This window comes from Tardiphaga sp. vice154 (assembly GCF_007018645.1).
Classification (GTDB): domain Bacteria; phylum Pseudomonadota; class Alphaproteobacteria; order Rhizobiales; family Xanthobacteraceae; genus Tardiphaga.
Map to the genome: position 1 here is coordinate 4,479,446 of NZ_CP041399.1, position 15,861 is coordinate 4,495,306.

Annotated in this window: 17 protein-coding genes; 10 read left to right on the plus strand and 7 right to left on the minus strand. The window is 65.1% G+C overall.

Going from position 1 to position 15,861, the window contains the following annotated elements; genetic code table 11:
- Positions 1-40 precede the first annotated feature (40 nt).
- Together FIU28_RS21015 and FIU28_RS21020 are read right to left on the minus strand one after the other, a co-directional pair.
- Complete coding sequence (locus FIU28_RS21015; protein WP_143575071.1) at positions 41-844, minus strand: 3'(2'),5'-bisphosphate nucleotidase CysQ; 804 nt, start codon at positions 842-844, stop codon at positions 41-43.
- Entirely contained in the window at positions 831-2,219 is a 1,389-nt protein-coding gene (locus tag FIU28_RS21020; protein ID WP_246660757.1) for a TldD/PmbA family protein, read from the minus strand. The genes FIU28_RS21015 and FIU28_RS21020 overlap by 14 nt, the downstream gene beginning before the upstream one ends.
- Positions 2,220-2,514: 295 nt before the next feature.
- On the opposite strand from FIU28_RS21020, the gene FIU28_RS21025 reads away from it, so the two are divergent.
- Positions 2,515-3,057: a DUF6101 family protein gene (locus FIU28_RS21025; RefSeq protein WP_441351245.1), complete on the plus strand. Its 543-nt coding sequence runs from the start codon at positions 2,515-2,517 to the stop codon at positions 3,055-3,057.
- Between the two features lie 169 nt (positions 3,058-3,226).
- Here FIU28_RS21025 and FIU28_RS21030 read toward each other — a convergent pair whose 3' ends face one another.
- The 3 genes from FIU28_RS21030 to FIU28_RS21040 all read right to left on the minus strand — a co-directional run bounded on the left by FIU28_RS21030 (position 3,227) and on the right by FIU28_RS21040 (position 5,253).
- Positions 3,227-3,508: a GIY-YIG nuclease family protein gene (locus FIU28_RS21030; RefSeq protein WP_143575073.1), complete on the minus strand. Its 282-nt coding sequence runs from the start codon at positions 3,506-3,508 to the stop codon at positions 3,227-3,229.
- 112 nt (positions 3,509-3,620) lie between these two features.
- Positions 3,621-4,553, minus strand: coding sequence for a 4-hydroxybenzoate octaprenyltransferase (ubiA, locus tag FIU28_RS21035; RefSeq protein ID WP_143575074.1), 933 nt, complete (start codon positions 4,551-4,553; stop codon positions 3,621-3,623).
- A 10-nt stretch (positions 4,554-4,563) separates the two neighbouring features.
- On the minus strand, positions 4,564-5,253 hold the full coding sequence (locus tag FIU28_RS21040) for a hypothetical protein (protein WP_143575075.1): 690 nt from the start codon (positions 5,251-5,253) through the stop codon (positions 4,564-4,566).
- Between the two features lie 183 nt (positions 5,254-5,436).
- On the opposite strand from FIU28_RS21040, the gene FIU28_RS21045 reads away from it, so the two are divergent.
- The 7 genes from FIU28_RS21045 to FIU28_RS21075 all read left to right on the plus strand — a co-directional run bounded on the left by FIU28_RS21045 (position 5,437) and on the right by FIU28_RS21075 (position 12,621).
- The gene (locus FIU28_RS21045) at positions 5,437-6,192 is read left to right on the plus strand and encodes a 16S rRNA (uracil(1498)-N(3))-methyltransferase (RefSeq protein WP_168203005.1); all 756 of its coding nucleotides are present in this window, start codon (positions 5,437-5,439) and stop codon (positions 6,190-6,192) included.
- Positions 6,193-6,484: 292 nt separating this feature from the next.
- Complete coding sequence (locus FIU28_RS21050; RefSeq protein ID WP_143571863.1) at positions 6,485-7,438, plus strand: IS110 family transposase; 954 nt, start codon at positions 6,485-6,487, stop codon at positions 7,436-7,438.
- Between the two features lie 115 nt (positions 7,439-7,553).
- Entirely contained in the window at positions 7,554-8,729 is a 1,176-nt protein-coding gene (locus FIU28_RS21055; protein WP_143575077.1) for an ATP phosphoribosyltransferase regulatory subunit, read from the plus strand.
- A complete protein-coding gene (hisG, locus tag FIU28_RS21060; RefSeq protein ID WP_143575078.1) occupies positions 8,726-9,703 on the plus strand; it encodes an ATP phosphoribosyltransferase in 978 nt (325 codons plus the stop codon). The genes FIU28_RS21055 and hisG overlap by 4 nt, the downstream gene beginning before the upstream one ends.
- Positions 9,704-9,793: 90 nt before the next feature.
- Positions 9,794-10,840, plus strand: coding sequence for a glycosyltransferase family 2 protein (locus FIU28_RS21065; protein WP_143575079.1), 1,047 nt, complete (start codon positions 9,794-9,796; stop codon positions 10,838-10,840).
- Positions 10,837-11,688 (plus strand): ChbG/HpnK family deacetylase, encoded by an 852-nt coding sequence (locus FIU28_RS21070; RefSeq protein WP_143575080.1) that lies wholly within the window; start codon positions 10,837-10,839, stop codon positions 11,686-11,688. The genes FIU28_RS21065 and FIU28_RS21070 overlap by 4 nt, the downstream gene beginning before the upstream one ends.
- 114 nt (positions 11,689-11,802) lie before the next feature.
- Positions 11,803-12,621, plus strand: coding sequence for a DUF2076 domain-containing protein (locus FIU28_RS21075; protein ID WP_143575081.1), 819 nt, complete (start codon positions 11,803-11,805; stop codon positions 12,619-12,621).
- 75 nt (positions 12,622-12,696) lie between these two features.
- On the opposite strand, the gene FIU28_RS21080 is transcribed toward FIU28_RS21075, so the two are convergent.
- Positions 12,697-13,473, minus strand: coding sequence for a L,D-transpeptidase (locus FIU28_RS21080; RefSeq protein WP_143575082.1), 777 nt, complete (start codon positions 13,471-13,473; stop codon positions 12,697-12,699).
- Positions 13,474-13,760: 287 nt separating this feature from the next.
- Here FIU28_RS21080 and FIU28_RS21085 point away from each other — a divergent pair, with 287 nt between their 5' ends.
- Positions 13,761-14,528, plus strand: coding sequence for a protein phosphatase CheZ (locus tag FIU28_RS21085; RefSeq protein ID WP_143575083.1), 768 nt, complete (start codon positions 13,761-13,763; stop codon positions 14,526-14,528).
- Between the two features lie 128 nt (positions 14,529-14,656).
- On the opposite strand, the gene FIU28_RS21090 is transcribed toward FIU28_RS21085, so the two are convergent.
- On the minus strand, positions 14,657-15,193 hold the full coding sequence (locus FIU28_RS21090; protein ID WP_143575084.1) for a hypothetical protein: 537 nt from the start codon (positions 15,191-15,193) through the stop codon (positions 14,657-14,659).
- Positions 15,194-15,510: 317 nt separating this feature from the next.
- On the opposite strand from FIU28_RS21090, the gene FIU28_RS21095 reads away from it, so the two are divergent.
- Positions 15,511-15,807 carry a co-chaperone GroES gene (locus FIU28_RS21095; protein WP_143575085.1) on the plus strand — a complete coding sequence of 99 codons (297 nt, stop codon included), beginning with the start codon at positions 15,511-15,513 and terminating at the stop codon, positions 15,805-15,807.
- Positions 15,808-15,861: the final 54 nt, after the last annotated feature.

The following is a 15,861-nucleotide window of genomic DNA, read 5'->3' on the forward strand; positions in this document are numbered from 1 at the left end:
CGGGATCCGATCGATGTGAATGGCTCGCCGGATGACGGCGTCAGCGGTGCCGAAACTGCTCAACCAGATGAGCATGCCGCTCGGCCCCCGCGGCCACCAGCAACCCATGCGTCACTTCCTGGCGGTTGTAGAGAATGGGATCGCCGGAAAGCTCGCTCATCCTACCATTCGCTTCGTGCACGATCAAATCTGCGGCGGCAAGATCCCAGTCGCGGCTCTGGCCGCCGGCAAAGGCGGCGTCGAGCCGGCCATTCGCCACCCAGCATAGCCGCAGCGCCAGCGATCCGATTCGCGGATACAGCGTGATGTCCCGTCCGCCAGCCAGCCGCTGCACCAGCGGCTTCGGCCCGGCGATGCGCGGATAATCCAGCCCGATGCCACTGCTGGCGCCGACGGGCGTGTCGTTGCGTGTGGTGCCCTGCCCGCGCACGGCGAAGAAAAATTCATCGGTGGACGGCGCAAACACCGCCGCCAGCAGCGGGCGGTTATCCTCGACCAAAGCGACGCTGACGCACCAGTCCTCGCGGCCGGCAAGATAGCCACGGGTGCCGTCGATCGGGTCAATGATCCAGGTCAGGCGCCGGCCGAGCCGGGATTCGTCGTCGGCGCTTTCCTCCGACAGCCAGCCATAATCCGGCGTCGCCGCCTGCAGCCGCGACTGGATCAAATCATTGACCGCGATATCGGCTTCCGAGACCGGCGAGGATTCGCCCTTGGTCCACATTTTCAGCGTGGTGCGGAACAGCGACAGCCCGAGCGCGCCGGCGTCGCGCACGGTGTCCTTGAGCAGCGCGATATCGCGCGTCAGCGTGTCGGTGAGAAGTGGTGCGTCAGCGTCCGGCAATCGTCAACCCCTCGACCCGCACGGTCGGCGCGTTGACCCCGTAGGTAAATTTCAGATCGTTGGCGGGCTGCAGCGACTTGAAGATATCGAACAAATGCCCGGCGATGGTGATCTCGCTCACCGCATAGGTCAGCTTGCCGTTCTCGATCCAGAACCCGCCGGCGCCGCGGCTGTAATCGCCGGTCACGCCATTGACGCCGGAGCCGATCAGGTCGGTGACGTAGAAGCCTTCCTTGATGTCGGCGATCAGTTCTTCCGGCGAAGGATCGCCCGCCTCCATATGCAGATTATAGGCGCCGGGCGACGGCGACGACGACACGCCGCGATGGGCGTGGCCGGTGGTAGCCATGCCGAGTTCGCGTGCGGTGGCACAGTCCAGCAGCCAGGTCGTCAGCACGCCCTCGTCGATGATCGCAGTCTTCTTCACCGCGACGCCTTCGGCATCGAACGATTGCGAGCGCAGGCCGCGCACGCGCAGGGGATCGTCGATGATACGGATGTTGCTGCTGAACAATTGCTTGCCGAGGCTGTCCTTGAGAAAGCTCGTCTTGCGCGCGATCGACGCGCCGTTCGCCGCGCCGACGATGTGGCCGACCAGCGTGTTCGAAACGCGGGGATCGAACACCACCGGCACCTTGCAACTCGCGACCTTGCGCGGATTGGCGCGCGCCACGGTGCGCTCGCCGGCCAGCTTGCCGACCGACGCCGGCGACTCCAGATCGGACGCATGCAGCGCCGACGAATAGGCGTAGTCGCGCTCCATGTTGGTGCCGTCGCCGGTGATCGCCGTCATCGAGATGCTCTGGCTCGAGCGCAGATAGGCGCCGTGGAAGCCTGTCGAGGTCACCAGCACCATGCCGCCGATGCCGGTCGAGGCGGAGGCGCCCGACGACTTGCTGACGCCGTGGACGGCAAGCGCGGCCTGTTCGGCCTCGACCGCGCGGCGCTCGAGTTCTTTCACCGACGGCGTGACCGGATCGAGCAGATCGAGCTTAGGAAAATCGCGAGCCAAAAGTTCGGGATCGGCAAGACCGACATATTGATCGTCGGGCGCCACGCGCGCCATTGCCACCGCACGCTCGGCGAGAACAGCGACATTGTCGCCGGACACGTCATTGGTCGACACAACCGCCTGACGGCGACCGACGAAGACGCGCAGCCCGACATCGTCGCCTTCGGAACGCTCCGAGGATTCCACCTTGCCATCGCGCACCTCGACGCCGTGCGAGACGCCGCGCACCGCGACCGCGTCCGCGGCATCGGCGCCGGCCTTTTTGGCCGCCTCGACGAGGCGATGCGCCAGCGTGGACAATGCGGTCTGGTCGAGCAGGTCGGCGTTGGGCGAGGTCGACAGCGTGGATGGTGAAGAGATCACGAACAAATTCCCGACGTTTTGAGGGGGTGGTTCAGGGCGCGGCGGCGGAGGATGGCTGATGCCAAGATGTGCCTGTCGGACAGCGACTTCAAGCATGCGGCGCGGATAAAGCCAACGAATTTCCGGTATTACCGCAACGACTCGTCAATCATGTCCCTCAGGCTTTCGTCAATCATGCGGGCGAATGCAGGGCGGGACGGATTCAATTAACCAGCCTTTTTAAGCGCTTTCCGTGCGCGGTCTGGCAAGCTCTCCCCATCGACCGGAAGCATAATTTCGGCGGGGAGATAAAATCTTGAGGCATCAAACAGCAGTCAAAGACGGGATCATTCCCCAAGGGGATTCCCACCACGGGTCGAGCCGCCCATTGCGGCTCGACCCCCACTCGCTACCGGTCCGCTTCGATGCGCACGATCAACGTGCGGATGGCAGCGTCCGGCACATCGAACTGCATCGCGAACGCGTCGTGCTGCACCGCGCGTTGCGCGGCATGCGGATGGCGATCAACGTGCGCGTCAGCGACTTCCTCGGCGTCGCCGTGCGCGGCCTCGACGATACCAAGATGCTGGTGCTCGCGCATCGCGATCCCGCATTGTCGATCCCGTTGTGCGTCAGTTCCGACCGCGTCGAAATCGACACGGCCTGGCAGATGTGGAGCGCGGTTTTCGGGCTGCCGCAATTGCCGGAAGAAAAGGTCCGCGAACCGGCCCAGCGCCGCCGCCGCCACAACGCGGTGCGCGGACGACGTCCGAAGTTTCTGGTACGACGGCGTGCGGGAGCGATGCTCGGCGACGCCGGCGTGTATCACGGCGAACGCGAGATCATCGCGCGGGATTGATCTCGGTTCTTTCACATAGCCCCTCCACGAGTCGTCCCTGCGAACGCAGGGACCCATAACCTCCGAAGCCGCAATTCGAGCTCGCATCTATCGAGTTTCAATCATTCTGACGGTGTGTATGGGTCCCTGCGTTCGCAGGGACGACGGGCTGATGGGCTTGAGATTCCCCTCACATGATCAGATCGCTGAGATCGCTCCATTCCGGGTTGTCGCGTTCGATCAGTTCGATCTTCCAGTCGCGCTTCCAGCATTTGAGCTGCTTTTCGCTGTAGATGGCTTCGTAGGTGCGATCATAAGATTCGACATAAACGAGCCGGTACACTCCGTACTTCTTGACGAACTCCGATCCGATTCCGGCCCGGTGCTGTTCAAGTCGCTTCTGCAGCGAATTGGTGACGCCGATGTATAGCGTTCCGTTGCGGCCGCTGGCGAGGATATACACGTAATACATGGCGCGCTGCCGAGGTGATCGTTGAGATCACCTTACTACACAACGATTTCGGAGGGTATGGGTCCCTGCGTTCGCAGGGACGACACGTGGAGAGGTTGATACTCTCTCGCCCTTACCCCGCCCGCATCACCGCATCGATCAGCAACGCTGCGAACAGCAGCAGCCCCGCGTCGCGGTTGGATTTGAAGATGCGCAGGCACAGCGCGGAATCGCGGATATCGACGCGCATAGTCTGCCACACCAGATGCGCGGCAAACGCCGCGAGCCCCAGCCACGCCGGCCACTGCGCACCGGCCGACACCAGCGCGGCGCCGATCAGCAGCACGGCCAGTCCATAGAACGCCAGCAGCGCGGCCTGCGTGCGGGCGCCGAACAACAGCGCCGTCGATTTGATGCCGATCAGCGCGTCGTCTTCGGTGTCCTGATGGGCGTAGATCGTGTCGTAGCCGATCACCCAGGAGATCGAGCCGGCGTAAAGCAGGAAGGCCGCCGGATCGAGCCCGCCGAACTGCACGGCAAAGCCCATCAGCGCTCCCCACGAGAACGCCAGGCCGAGCACGATCTGCGGCCAGTAGGTGATGCGCTTCATGAAGGGATAGGCGGCGACGATGCCGAGCGAGGCAATGCCGGTGAGAGTCGCGAAGCCGTTGAACTGCACGAGCACGACGAGCCCGACCAGCGCCTGCAGCACCAGAAATACCAAAGCCTGCCTGACGCTGACCTGCCCGGCCGGGATCGGCCGCGAGCGCGTGCGCTCGACCTTCGCATCGAGGTCGCGGTCGGTGATGTCGTTCCAGGTGCAGCCGGCGCCGCGCATCACGAAGGCGCCGACGAAGAACAGTGCGACCGACCACGGCAGTTGATGCAGGTCTTGCGCGACGCCGGCAGCCAGCGCCGCCGACCACCAGCATGGCATCAAGAGCAGCCAGGAGCCGATCGGGCGGTCGAACCTAGCCAGCCGCAGATAGGGGCGCGACCACAGCGGCGCGCTGCGATCGACCCAGTTGCCGGTCGCATCCGCAACGCGGGCGGCAGCGTCGCTCATCGCCCGGCCATCATCGGGTCAGCACGTTGCCGTTCAGCGTGTCGAAGGTCGTTCCGCCGCTCTTCTTCGCGGTATTGGCTTCGGGCAAGGCGGCCGAGGAGCCCAGCACGTCGCTGAGCCGAGGCGCCGCAGGACCCTGCCGCTGCTGCTGCTGGGCGACATTGCAGACCTTGGCCCGCATGCCTTCGGTGTTCTTGTGGCCGGTCTTCATCTGCTCGCTGACCGACGGCGGGATGCCGCATTTCTGCGCGTTGGCCTCGATATATTTGATCATCCGGATCTCGCTCTGCGAGAAGGCGGAGATCAGCTTGCAGGCCTCGTCCGGCGGCGCCTTGCGCTCGCTGGCGGCCTTGATGGCGGAGCCGCGCTTTTCGGCGTCCTGGCGCAGCGGCAGGAAGCCCTTCATGCAATCTTCGCCGCCGGGGGGGCCTGCCTGCTGCGGCGCGCCGAAAGCGCCACCGCCGCCCATCGGCGCAGCGCCATTCGACGGAAACGGGCTGGGCGCAGCACCATTGACCGGCGGAAACGACGAAGAACTGGGCGCGCCGTTGACGGGCGGAAACGGCGACGCGCTGGCCGGCGCGGCAGCGCCGGACGGCAAGGGTGCTGGAAACGCGCCCTGGGCATGAACCAGGGTCGCCTGCACGGCGAACAACGCCAGGCTCAGCGGCACAATCAAACGACGGATGTTCACGGTCATTCCTCCGGCGGGTTCGGCTTCCCCACGCGCTGGGATGCTGCCATCCCGATTCAGGGCTTTCTACGATTCCTGCCAGCCCTTAACAACCCGTGGATTCTGGCGACAGCACGGCGTAAACGACGAAAATCGCTGCTAAATCGTCGCGGGCCTGGTGAGGCCCACCGCGCAATGGAACCCGAATTGATGCCGTCAGCCGATTTCCGCAGTCCCCGCCTGTTCGTCGATGCGCCGCTTTCGGCCGACGCCACGCTGGCGCTGGACCGCAACCAGAGCAACTATCTCGGCAACGTGTTGCGGCTCGAAGCCGGCGCCTCGGTGCTGGTGTTCAACGGCCGCGACGGCGAGTGGCAGGCGGCGATTGCCGGCGGCAAGCGCCCGGACCGGCTGGTGCTGCTGGCACGCACAAGGCCGCAGGACGCTCTGCCCGACGTCACTTACGTGTTCGCGCCGCTGAAGCACGCGAGGCTCGACTACATGGTGCAGAAGGCGATCGAGATGGGCGCCGCCGCCCTGCAGCCGGTGATGACGCGCTACACACAGGCCAGCCGCGTCAATACCGAGCGAATGCGCGCCAACGTGGTCGAAGCGGCCGAACAATGCGGCATTCTCAGCGTTGCCGGGGTCGCCGAACCGCTGGCGCTGGTAAAATATCTCGACACCCGCAATAGCGCCCGGCTGCTGATCTTCTGCGACGAAGCGGCGGACGTGGCCGATCCAATGCTCGCGCTGGCCGGAGCCCGCGACGCGGCTGCCGCCGGCATGGACGTGCTGATCGGCCCGGAAGGCGGCTTTGCCGAGGAAGAGCGCGCTTTGCTGCTGCGCCAGCCGAGCATTCTGCGGCTGGCGCTCGGCCCCCGCATCATGCGGGCCGACACCGCGGCAGTCGCGGCCCTGGCGCTGGTGCAGGCGGCGCTCGGGGACTGGGCGACTCGGGCGTAGGGCGGGTTAGGCGCCCTTGCGCCGTAACCCGCCGCCAAGCCCGACCGGTAGGCGGCGGATTACGCCTTCGGCCAATCCGCCCTTGTAATAGCAAATCGGGATATTGTCAGCTCGTTCCGAGAGGAATGCTCTGCCGCGGACGGCCATCCGCGGCAGAGCGGCTGGCGATCGGATCGTATCCGCCCTGAGTCGTCTGAGACTGCCCCGTAGCGGGATCGCGCCAGCTCCTTCATCGGACCCGGATGGTTGCCGGAACAAGTTGGTTCGCTTCACAAGGCAGGGGTCGACGAAGATGACGAACAATAACACGGAAACGGCCGGCATCGATACGGCCAAAGACAAGCTCGACATTGCGGTGCATGGCCGGGAGCAGCGATGGCAGGTGCCCAACGTAGCGGCGGGATGGCGGCAGTTGGCGGCCGATCTCGGTAAGGCAGGCGTCACCAAAGTCGGTATCGAGGCCACCGGTGGTTATGAACGTGGCGTGGTTACGCATTTGCGCACCAAAGGCTTCGTCGTGCTGGTGCTGCAGCCGATCCAGGTCAAGAACTTTGCCAGGCTGCATCTGCGGCGCGCCAAGAACGACGCCCTGGATGCCGTGCTGGTCGCCGCCTGCGCGGCGGTGCTCGATCCTCCATCTGTCGACGCGGATCCAAGGCTCACGGAGCTGGCAGATCACCTGACCTTCGTCGAACAGATCGAGGAAGACATGGTCCGCCTCAAGACTCGGCTCGAACATATCGACGAGCCACGACGGCGGCGTCTGGTCCTCAACGACATCGATCGGCTGAAGGCGCGCCGAGCCACCGAACTCCTACGAATCGCGGGCCAACTGCGCGACCATCCGGATCTGGCGCGGCGCCTCGATCTGGTGCTCAGCGTCCCCGGCATCGGCGAGCGGACTGCGCTGGCGCTGATCATCCGCATGCCTGAGCTCGGCCAAATCAGCCGGGAGAAGGCGGCAGCTCTTGCCGGCCTTGCGCCGTTCGACGATGACAGCGGCAAGCATAGGGGGCAGCGCCACATTGCAGGTGGTCGAAGCCGCCTGCGTCGCTCGCTGTTTGCTGCGGCGCTGCCGGCCTCGTTCCGCTGGAACAAGGCCCTGTGCGCGCTCTACGAGCGCCTGAAAGCCCGCGGCAAGGCCCACAACGAGGCGCTCATCGCCTGCGCTCGCAAGCTCCTCATCTACGCCAACACCGTCGTCGAGCGCGGCACGCCATGGGTTGAAAAGCAGGCCGCGCTTTAATGGTTGCTACCCCCGGGCTCCGGTTAAGCCCTTTCGGGAAAGAAGGTCGAAACGTCGCAAATCCCATGCTAAGGCCTGCGCCGACCTTGCGTTTCACTGGATTGCTGGACTGACTATGACCCAACCCGCCGCCCTTCGCGCGACCGGATCCGCCGCCTGGGCGGATGCGCTGCTGCTGTCCTTTGCCGAGGCCGGCTACCAGCGCGCCCAGCCCGCGATCCTGCAGCCCGCCGAGCCGTTCCTCGACCTGTCCGGCGAGGACATCCGCAAAAGCCTGTATCTGACCACCGACGCCTCCGGCGAGGAACTCTGCCTGCGCCCGGATCTCACGATTCCGGTGGCGCGCGACTACCTTGCCTCCGCCAAGGCCGGCCAGCCAGCCGGGTTCTGCTATCTCGGCCCGGTGTTCCGCTATCGGCACGGTGCGGCGTCGGAATTCCAGCAGGCCGGCATCGAATCCTTCGGCCGCCAGGACCGCGCCGCCGCCGACGCCGAGATGCTGGCGCTCGCTCTGGAGGCGGTTGCCGCCTCTGGCGTGAGCGATATCGAGATCCGCAGCGGCGACGTCGCTTTGTTCACCGCGCTGATCGATGCGCTGGACCTCTATCCGGTGTGGAAACGCCGGCTGATCAAGGATTTCAACCGCAAGGGCGACCTCGAAATGGATCTGGGCCGGCTGGCGCTGGCCGAAGCGCCGCTGCGCAATGAATATGAAGGCGTGCTGGCCGCACTCGCCGGCTCGGACCGCAAGGCTGCGCTGGCGCTGGTCACCGATCTGATGTCGATTGCAGGTGCCAGCAATGTCGGCGGCCGGTCGGTCGCCGAGATCGCCGATCGCTTCCTCGAACAATCGACGCTGAAGGGCGGCGCGCTGCCGCGCGATGCACTGAAGATCATCACGGCGTTTCTCGCCATTTCCGGCACGCCGGACCAGGCGCTTGCGCAGCTGCGCTTGCTTACGTTGTCGTCGAACCTCGATCTCACGGCAGCGCTTGCAGAACTGGAAGAACGGATCGGCTTCATGGTCGCCCACGGCATCGATACTTCGAAAATCCGTTTCTCGACCTCGTTCGGCCGCGGGCTCGATTATTATACCGGCTTCGAATTCGAACTGCACCGCCAGGGCAACGGCGTCGAGCCGCTGGTCGCCGGCGGGCGCTATGACGGGCTGCTCGGGCAGTTGGGAGCGGCCGAGCCGATCCCGGCGGTCGGCTTCTCGATCTGGATCGAAGCCTTGACCGAGGTTCGCGCCGACGTCGCCGCAACCGGATCCGCCGGGAGCGCCGCATGACCCAGCCCTTCGTCGTCGCCGTGCCCTCCAAGGGGCGCCTGCAGGAAAATGCCGAAGCCTTCTTCGCCCGCGCCGGCCTGATCCTGGCCAAGCCGCGCGGTGCCCGCGACTATCGCGGCACCATCGCCGGGCTCGACAATGTCGAGATCGCCTATCTCTCGGCCAGCGAGATCGCCGCCAACCTGGCGCGCGGCACCGTGCATCTCGGCATCACCGGCGAAGACCTGCTGCGCGAAAGCATTCCCGATGCCGACAGGAAGGTCGCGCTGATCGAGGGTCTCGGCTTCGGCAGCGCCAATGTGGTTGTTGCGGTGCCGCAGTCGTGGATCGACGTCCGGACCATGGCGGATCTCGACGACGTCACCACCGGTTTTCGCGCGAAGCATAACCGCCGCATGCGCGTCGCCACCAAGTACATCAACCTGACGCGCAACTTCTTCGCCAGACATGGCGTGGTCGACTACCGCATCGTCGAGAGCGCCGGCGCCACCGAAGGCGCCCCGGCCACCGGCGCGGCGGAAATGATCGTCGATATCACCACCACCGGCGCGACCCTGGTCGCCAACGGCCTCAAGGTGCTCGACGACGGCGTGATGCTGCGTAGCCAGGCCAATCTGGTCGCGTCGCGCGACGCCGACTGGAGCGAGGAGGCGCGCGCCACCGCCAGCATCATCCTCGACCACATCGCCGCGCGGGCTCGCGCCGCCAAGTACAAGGAAGTCCGCACCCGCTTTGCCGGCTGCGACCAGAAGCTGCTCACCGAGGCGCATAACCGCTTCGGCGTGGTGGCGCCGTTTGGCGGTCCGACCTCGTCGGGCATGATCACGCTGCACTGCCCGCCGCCGCAGATCTACGCGCTCGGCAGCTTCCTGCGCCAGCACGGCGCCGATACCGTGTCGGTTGCCTCGCTGGAATATGTGCTGGACCGCGAGAACCCGCTGTTCGCCAAGCTCGAGGCGTTCTTGCGACAGTAAACTTGCGGCAGGAGGGCGCATGGGGCGCTGGCGACAGCCTGCCGCCATTGCCATATGTTGCCGGATCAACTGGACACTGGAATCTGATCGATGATGCTGGGCAGCGACGTTTCCCGCCTGTCGACCGACCCCGCCACCGCTGCGGCGCAGGGGTTGTCGATCGTGGTGCCGCTTTATAACGAGGCGCAAGGTCTTTCGATCTTCCACGACCGGCTCAACGCGCTCGCGGTGACGCTGAAGCAGCGCCATGGTCTGTCCTGCGAAGTCGTCTATGTCGATGACGGCTCGGCCGACGGCACACTCGGCATCGCGCGCACGCTTGTCGCCACCGCGCTCGACGTGCAGGTGGTGTCGCTGTCGCGCAATTTCGGCAAGGAAGCCGCCCTGATGGCGGGGCTCGACCATGCCCGGCTCGGCGCCGTTCTGTTCATGGACGGCGACGGCCAGCATCCGCCGACGCTGGTGGAGACGCTGGTGGGCCACTGGATCGATGGCGGCTTCGACGTCGTCTACACCGCCAAGGCGCATCGCGACGAGGAATCCTTCCTGCGCCGCCAGGCCGTGCGCGGCTTCTACAAGCTGATCAACTGGGGCGCGCGCGCGAAAATTCCGGAAGACGCCGGCGACTTCCGCCTGCTGTCGCCGCGGGCCGCCGCCGCCCTTCGGCAGCTGCCGGAGCGCAATCGCTTCTTCAAGGGGCTCGCCACCTGGATCGGCTTCAGGCAGTTGCGCGTCGATTACGAGCCCGCGGCGCGCCAGCACGGCGTCACCTCGTTCAATCCCCGGCAGTTGATCGGCCTGTCGATCGAGGGCCTGACCTCCTTCTCGGTGGCACCGCTGCGCTTCGCCAGTATGTTCGGATTGCTGCTCGCGGTCGGCGCCTTCCTATTTGGGCTCAACATCCTGTGGGAGACCTGGTGGGAGGGCAAGTCGGTGCCGGGCTATCCGTCGCTGATGGTCGGCCTGATGACGATCGGCGGCGTGCAGCTGTTGATGATCGGCATCGTCGGCGAATATATCGGCAAGATCCTGTCCGAGCTGAAGGCGCGGCCGATCTATTTCGTGGCCGAGCACAGCGTGAAGCGCGTGGCGGCCGATGCCGACGCCGGCACGACCGACCGGACCGCCGCGGAATGACGACCGCCGCGCCGCGCCGGATCTGGCTGTGCGCCGACGATTACGGCATCAGCCCCGGCGTCAACCAGGGCATTCGCGAGCTGATCGACAGGGGCCGCCTCAACGCCACCTCGGTGATGGTGGTGGGTCCCGCGATCGGCCGCGACGAGATCGCGATGCTGCAGGACGCGGTCGCCAAGAACCCGAATTGCGCGATCGGCCTGCATGCTACGCTGACGGCGCCGTTTCATCCGGTGACGATGCATTACAAGCCGTTGCGCGGCGAGCAATTCCTGCCGCTGGCGCACAAGCTGCGCGGCAGCCTGCTGCGGCGGTTCGATCCGGAAATGATCCGCGCCGAAATTGCCGCACAGATCGCGACCTTCACCACGCTGTTCGGACGGCCGCCGGCCTATGTCGACGGCCACCAGCATGTGCAGGTTTTTCCGCAGGTCCGAGAGGCGTTCCTTGCGGCGGTGAAGCATGGCGCCCCGGGCGCCTGGGTGCGGCAGTCCGGACGGGTGCACAGGCTTTCGCAACGGCTGGATCAGCCCAAGGCGCTGCTGCTCGACACGCTCAGCGCCGGATTCCGCAAGCGCGCGACGGGAGCAGGCGTCGCCTACAATCCCGGTTTTGCCGGCGCCTATGATTTTGCTGGTGCATCGGACTTCGGCGCGCTGATGACCGGCTTCCTGCACGGCCTGCCCGATGGCGGGCTCGTCATGTGCCACCCCGGCCATGTCGATGATCTGCTCATCAGCCTCGATTCCTTCACCGACCAGCGCGCCCGCGAACTGGCCTATCTCGGCAGCGACGATTTCGCGCGGCTGCTCGACATAAGCCAGGTAACGCTTTCACGGGCGACCTGACCGGGCGTTTTGTCGCATACGGAAATTTAATCCGGGCGGCACTTATTGCGACACAAAGCGTCACTACATCTCCCACGCGCCATTCAGCCGCGCGATGCGAAGACGGAGAACGCCATGACACCGCAAGAACGCCAGCTCGTCGACGATCTGTTCGACCGGCTCGCCAAGGTCGAAGCCGCCCCGCGCGAGCCCGACGCGCAGGCCGTGATCGCCGATGGCCAGCGCCGCGCGCCCAACGCGATCTATGCGCTGGTGCAGACCGTGCTGCTGCAGGACGAGGCGCTGAAGCGCGCCCACGACCGTATCACCGAGCTGGAAGCCCATGGCGCGCCCGAACAGGCACCGCCCGGCGGCTTCCTGGATTCGATGCGCGACGCGCTGTTCGGCCAGGGCAATCAGGGCCAGAACCAGCCGCGCGGCTCGGTGCCCAGCGTACGTCCCGGCGATGGCGGCCGGCCGGCGTGGAATACCGGACAGGTGATGGGCCAGCCGCAACAGGGCGGCTACGGCCAGCCGGGTGGCGGACAGCAGGGTGGTTACGGACAGCAGGGCCAGTTCGGCCAGCCGCCGATGGGGCAGCAGGCGCCCCAGCTCGGCCGCGGTGGCTCGTTCCTCGGCACCGCCGCGGCCGCCGCCGCCGGCATGGTCGGCGGTTCGCTGCTGATGAACAGTCTCGGCGGAATGTTTGGCGGCGGCAACAAGCACGGCTTCGGCGACAGCGCCAATGCCAGCGAGAGCAAGAGCCCGTGGAGCTCTGATAGTTCGGGCGGCGATCTCGCCAGGGACGCCGGCGTCAATGACATCGGCAATTCGTCCGGCCAGCGGTCCGGCAATTACGACCAGGCGCAGGCCGATATCGACCAGGATCAGGACCAGGACCAGGACGCCATGGACCTCGACTCCGACGGCTACGACGACGACAACTTCGCCTGAGCGGCATGGCCATTCGTTAAACAAACGGCCGCTCTCACGAGCGGCCGTTTGCGTTCCTTCGCCGCGGTCTTGCTATCAGATCACGACCACCTTGGCGCCGACGCTGACCCGGCCGTAGAGATCGATGACGTCTTCATTGCGCATGCGGATGCAGCCCGAAGAGACGTTGGTGCCGATCGTCCATGGCTCGTTGGAGCCGTGAATGCGATACAGCGAGGTGCCGAGATACATCGCGCGCGCGCCCAGCGGATTGTCCGGTCCGCCCGCCATGTGGCGCGGCAGATCGGGACGGCGCAGCAGCATTTCCGGCGGCGGCGTCCAGGCCGGCCATTCCTTTTTCGCCGTGATCGTCTTCACGCCGGCCCAGGTGAAGCCCGGCTTGCCGACGCCTATACCGTAGCGCATCGCCCGGCCATCGCCCTGCACCAGGAACAGGAATTTGCTGGGCGTGTCGACAACGATCGTGCCCGCGCTTTCCCGGCCGGAATACTCGACCATCTGCGGCTCGAATTTCGGATCCATCGCCGGCCGCGCGGCATCGATAGTGTCGTCGGGTTGCCGCATGGCTTGTTGCGGATCCACCGGCAGCATGCCGCGGCGCGGCTCATAGGCCGGCGGCGGCGGGTACGGCTGGCCCTGCGCGCTGTCACTGAACAGGAATTCGATGAAGCCGCCGCCCATGCGCGGACGCTCGGCATAGGCCGTGCGTTGCACCGGTCGCGCAGGCTGGTCGGCGTAGTAGACGCGCGGTGCGGTAACGTAGTCCGCGGAATCGAACGCCGCGGCGGGATGACTTCCGGCGCCCGCGAAGGACGCGCTGGCGAGAAAGGCGAGAGACCAGGTTTTCAACATCGACGTACTCTGCACTGTTTCGTCGTGACGCGTCCTCACCCGAGGAGCGCTTTGCACGCATCGACTTAAAGTGAAATTCGCGTCGGTTTGGTAAATGGATGAGGCACATCGATTCACCACGTCGCCCGGAACCCCGTTTTGTTGCGACTAGCGTTTATTTTTGCTGAACGCGCCCGGCCGATGGTTAACCGCTGGTATCAAATGCAAAATGACAATGTTCCGGCTGTGAACCCCGCGTTAAACTGATGCGTTTAGACAGGGTGCGTACTTGATTGTTGGGGGACCATATGACTGTTCGTCGCAAGCGTTTTCGCATTGAAGAAACCAATTTCGGCAGCACGCCGATGCCCGCCGACGTCGAGAACGAGTCGCCGATGCATCGCGAGGTGATGACAGAGCTGCGCGCGATCCGATCGCAAATGGGCGCCCCGCAGCGCAATGCCGTCTCCGAACAGGTCAGCGCCTCCGCCGACGAAAAGGTCGCCGAAGCACAGGCCATGCTTGAGACTTACCGCCTGAAGATCGAGCAGTGCGAGAAGCTCAAGATCGAGCTCGACCTGATCCATGACGCCATCACCCGTACCAAACAGGAGATTGCCGTGCTGCACGGCAAGAGCTTCAACGGCGACGAGATGGCCAAGGTCAACGGCGAACTCGGCGCCGTGGTCGGCGGCACCGAAGAGGCCACCCAGCAGATTCTCGCCGCGGCCGAAGCCATCGACAATGCCTCGACCGCACTCGGCAAGGTAACGTCCCCCGATCAGCACAAGCAGTTGCTCGACGACGTTCAGGACAGCGTCGTCTCGATCTTCGAGGCCTGCAACTTCCAGGACCTCACCGGCCAGCGCATCAGCAAGGTGATGACGACGATGAAGTTCATCGAAAACCACATCACGGAGATGATGGACATCTGGGGTGGCGTCGATGCCATCAAGGCACACGCCCCGCCAATCATCGACGAGCGCGAGGGCGACGACCGCCTGCTCAACGGCCCCAGGCTCAACGGCGACATCGGCCATGCCTCGCAGGACGATATCGACGCGATGTTCGGCTAGACACAGTCGACCAACATCAACGGAAAATGGCGCGTCGGGGGACGCGCCATTTTTGTATCTCGCTCCGGCTCTCAGCTGTCGTCCGCGCGAAAGCGGGGACGAAACAAGATGGCTTCGACCAACGAGGCTTACGCCCGTGGCGCGCAGCGGATGTAGACCATGTTGCCGTAACGAACCGCGGCGTCCTTGTCGATGAAGCGCGTCACCAGGATGCGGCCGTCAAACGACACGATCTCGCGGTCCTTTTCGCCGCCGGCAGGACCCGCCGGACCGATGTAGTTCTTGCCGCTTGGGCTGCCTTTGAGGCGCAGTTCCTGCGGGGTCGCTTCGTCCGCCAGATGCATGATGACGCCGCCGGAGGTGCCGGCGCCGATGATGTAGGGATTCTTGCACTGGCCGCGCGCGGCATTCTCCGTGCGGGTACGGTCAGCTGGATTCATGTAGGAGGCCAGGCCCCAGCGGCCGACGATTTCATCGGCCCGGATCGAGGCCGGCAATTCCGGCGCCGCCGGCGGCGGGGCTTCGACGACGGGGTCAGAACCAAATCCGCCAAACATTCCCCCGCCGAAACCGCCGCCCGTGGAGCTACAGCCGCCCATCATCATCGCCATAATGGTGACGACACCCAGCTGGGCAACGGTACGGACATGGCGTGACCTGATCATAGCATCCCCTAAAACAACATTCTCAATCGCTGGTGGCCGCCATCCTGCAGCCAAGCGCAGACACCTGTCGGAGTAATGAGGTCGCATGAACTACGCCCATCTGCCGATATGGTTTCCAGATCATCTCATCTTGGCCCTAGCAAGGCCTTAAGACCTTGCCTTGACAGCCAATGCGTCTGGCCATATTCCCGAATGTTCCTTTAGCACTCCTGCGACCCGATTGCTAAGGGCGTGGCCAGTGCCGCACTGCACCTCGGCCACGACCCCGCACCGGCTCCGCGATGACCCTGACCCGCAACCGACCAGAGGAAACTCCCATGGCCAAGACCAAGTTCCGTCCGCTGCATGACCGTGTCGTCGTCAAGCGCATCGATGCCGAGACCAAGACCAAGGGCGGCATCATCATCCCCGACAGCGCCAAGGAAAAGCCCTCCGAGGGTCAGGTGGTGTCCGTCGGCCCCGGCGGTCGCGACGAGGCCGGCAAGCTGATCCCGATCGACATCAAGGTCGGCGACCGTGTGCTGTTCGGCAAATGGTCGGGCACCGAGATCAAGCTCGATGGCGAGGAGCTCCTGATCATGAAGGAGTCCGACATCATGGGCGTGATGAATTAACTCAATGAACGGTCCCTCGGATCGTCATTGCGAGGTCAGGGAAAGCCAATTGGC

What these genes read in the sequence shown, in the direction of transcription:
- FIU28_RS21030 (WP_143575073.1), bottom strand. Translation starts at nt 3,508, where the DNA reads ATGTATTACGTGTATATCCTCGCCAGCGGCCGCAACGGAACGCTATAC.
- ubiA (WP_143575074.1), bottom strand. Translation starts at nt 4,553, where the DNA reads ATGAGCGACGCTGCCGCCCGCGTTGCGGATGCGACCGGCAACTGGGTC.
- FIU28_RS21040 (WP_143575075.1), bottom strand. Translation starts at nt 5,253, where the DNA reads ATGACCGTGAACATCCGTCGTTTGATTGTGCCGCTGAGCCTGGCGTTG.
- FIU28_RS21045 (WP_168203005.1), top strand. Translation starts at nt 5,437, where the DNA reads ATGCCGTCAGCCGATTTCCGCAGTCCCCGCCTGTTCGTCGATGCGCCG.
- FIU28_RS21050 (WP_143571863.1), top strand. Translation starts at nt 6,485, where the DNA reads ATGACGAACAATAACACGGAAACGGCCGGCATCGATACGGCCAAAGAC.
- FIU28_RS21055 (WP_143575077.1), top strand. Translation starts at nt 7,554, where the DNA reads ATGACCCAACCCGCCGCCCTTCGCGCGACCGGATCCGCCGCCTGGGCG.
- hisG (WP_143575078.1), top strand. Translation starts at nt 8,726, where the DNA reads ATGACCCAGCCCTTCGTCGTCGCCGTGCCCTCCAAGGGGCGCCTGCAG.
- FIU28_RS21065 (WP_143575079.1), top strand. Translation starts at nt 9,794, where the DNA reads ATGATGCTGGGCAGCGACGTTTCCCGCCTGTCGACCGACCCCGCCACC.
- FIU28_RS21070 (WP_143575080.1), top strand. Translation starts at nt 10,837, where the DNA reads ATGACGACCGCCGCGCCGCGCCGGATCTGGCTGTGCGCCGACGATTAC.
- FIU28_RS21075 (WP_143575081.1), top strand. Translation starts at nt 11,803, where the DNA reads ATGACACCGCAAGAACGCCAGCTCGTCGACGATCTGTTCGACCGGCTC.
- FIU28_RS21080 (WP_143575082.1), bottom strand. Translation starts at nt 13,473, where the DNA reads ATGTTGAAAACCTGGTCTCTCGCCTTTCTCGCCAGCGCGTCCTTCGCG.
- FIU28_RS21085 (WP_143575083.1), top strand. Translation starts at nt 13,761, where the DNA reads ATGACTGTTCGTCGCAAGCGTTTTCGCATTGAAGAAACCAATTTCGGC.
- FIU28_RS21090 (WP_143575084.1), bottom strand. Translation starts at nt 15,193, where the DNA reads ATGATCAGGTCACGCCATGTCCGTACCGTTGCCCAGCTGGGTGTCGTC.
- FIU28_RS21095 (WP_143575085.1), top strand. Translation starts at nt 15,511, where the DNA reads ATGGCCAAGACCAAGTTCCGTCCGCTGCATGACCGTGTCGTCGTCAAG.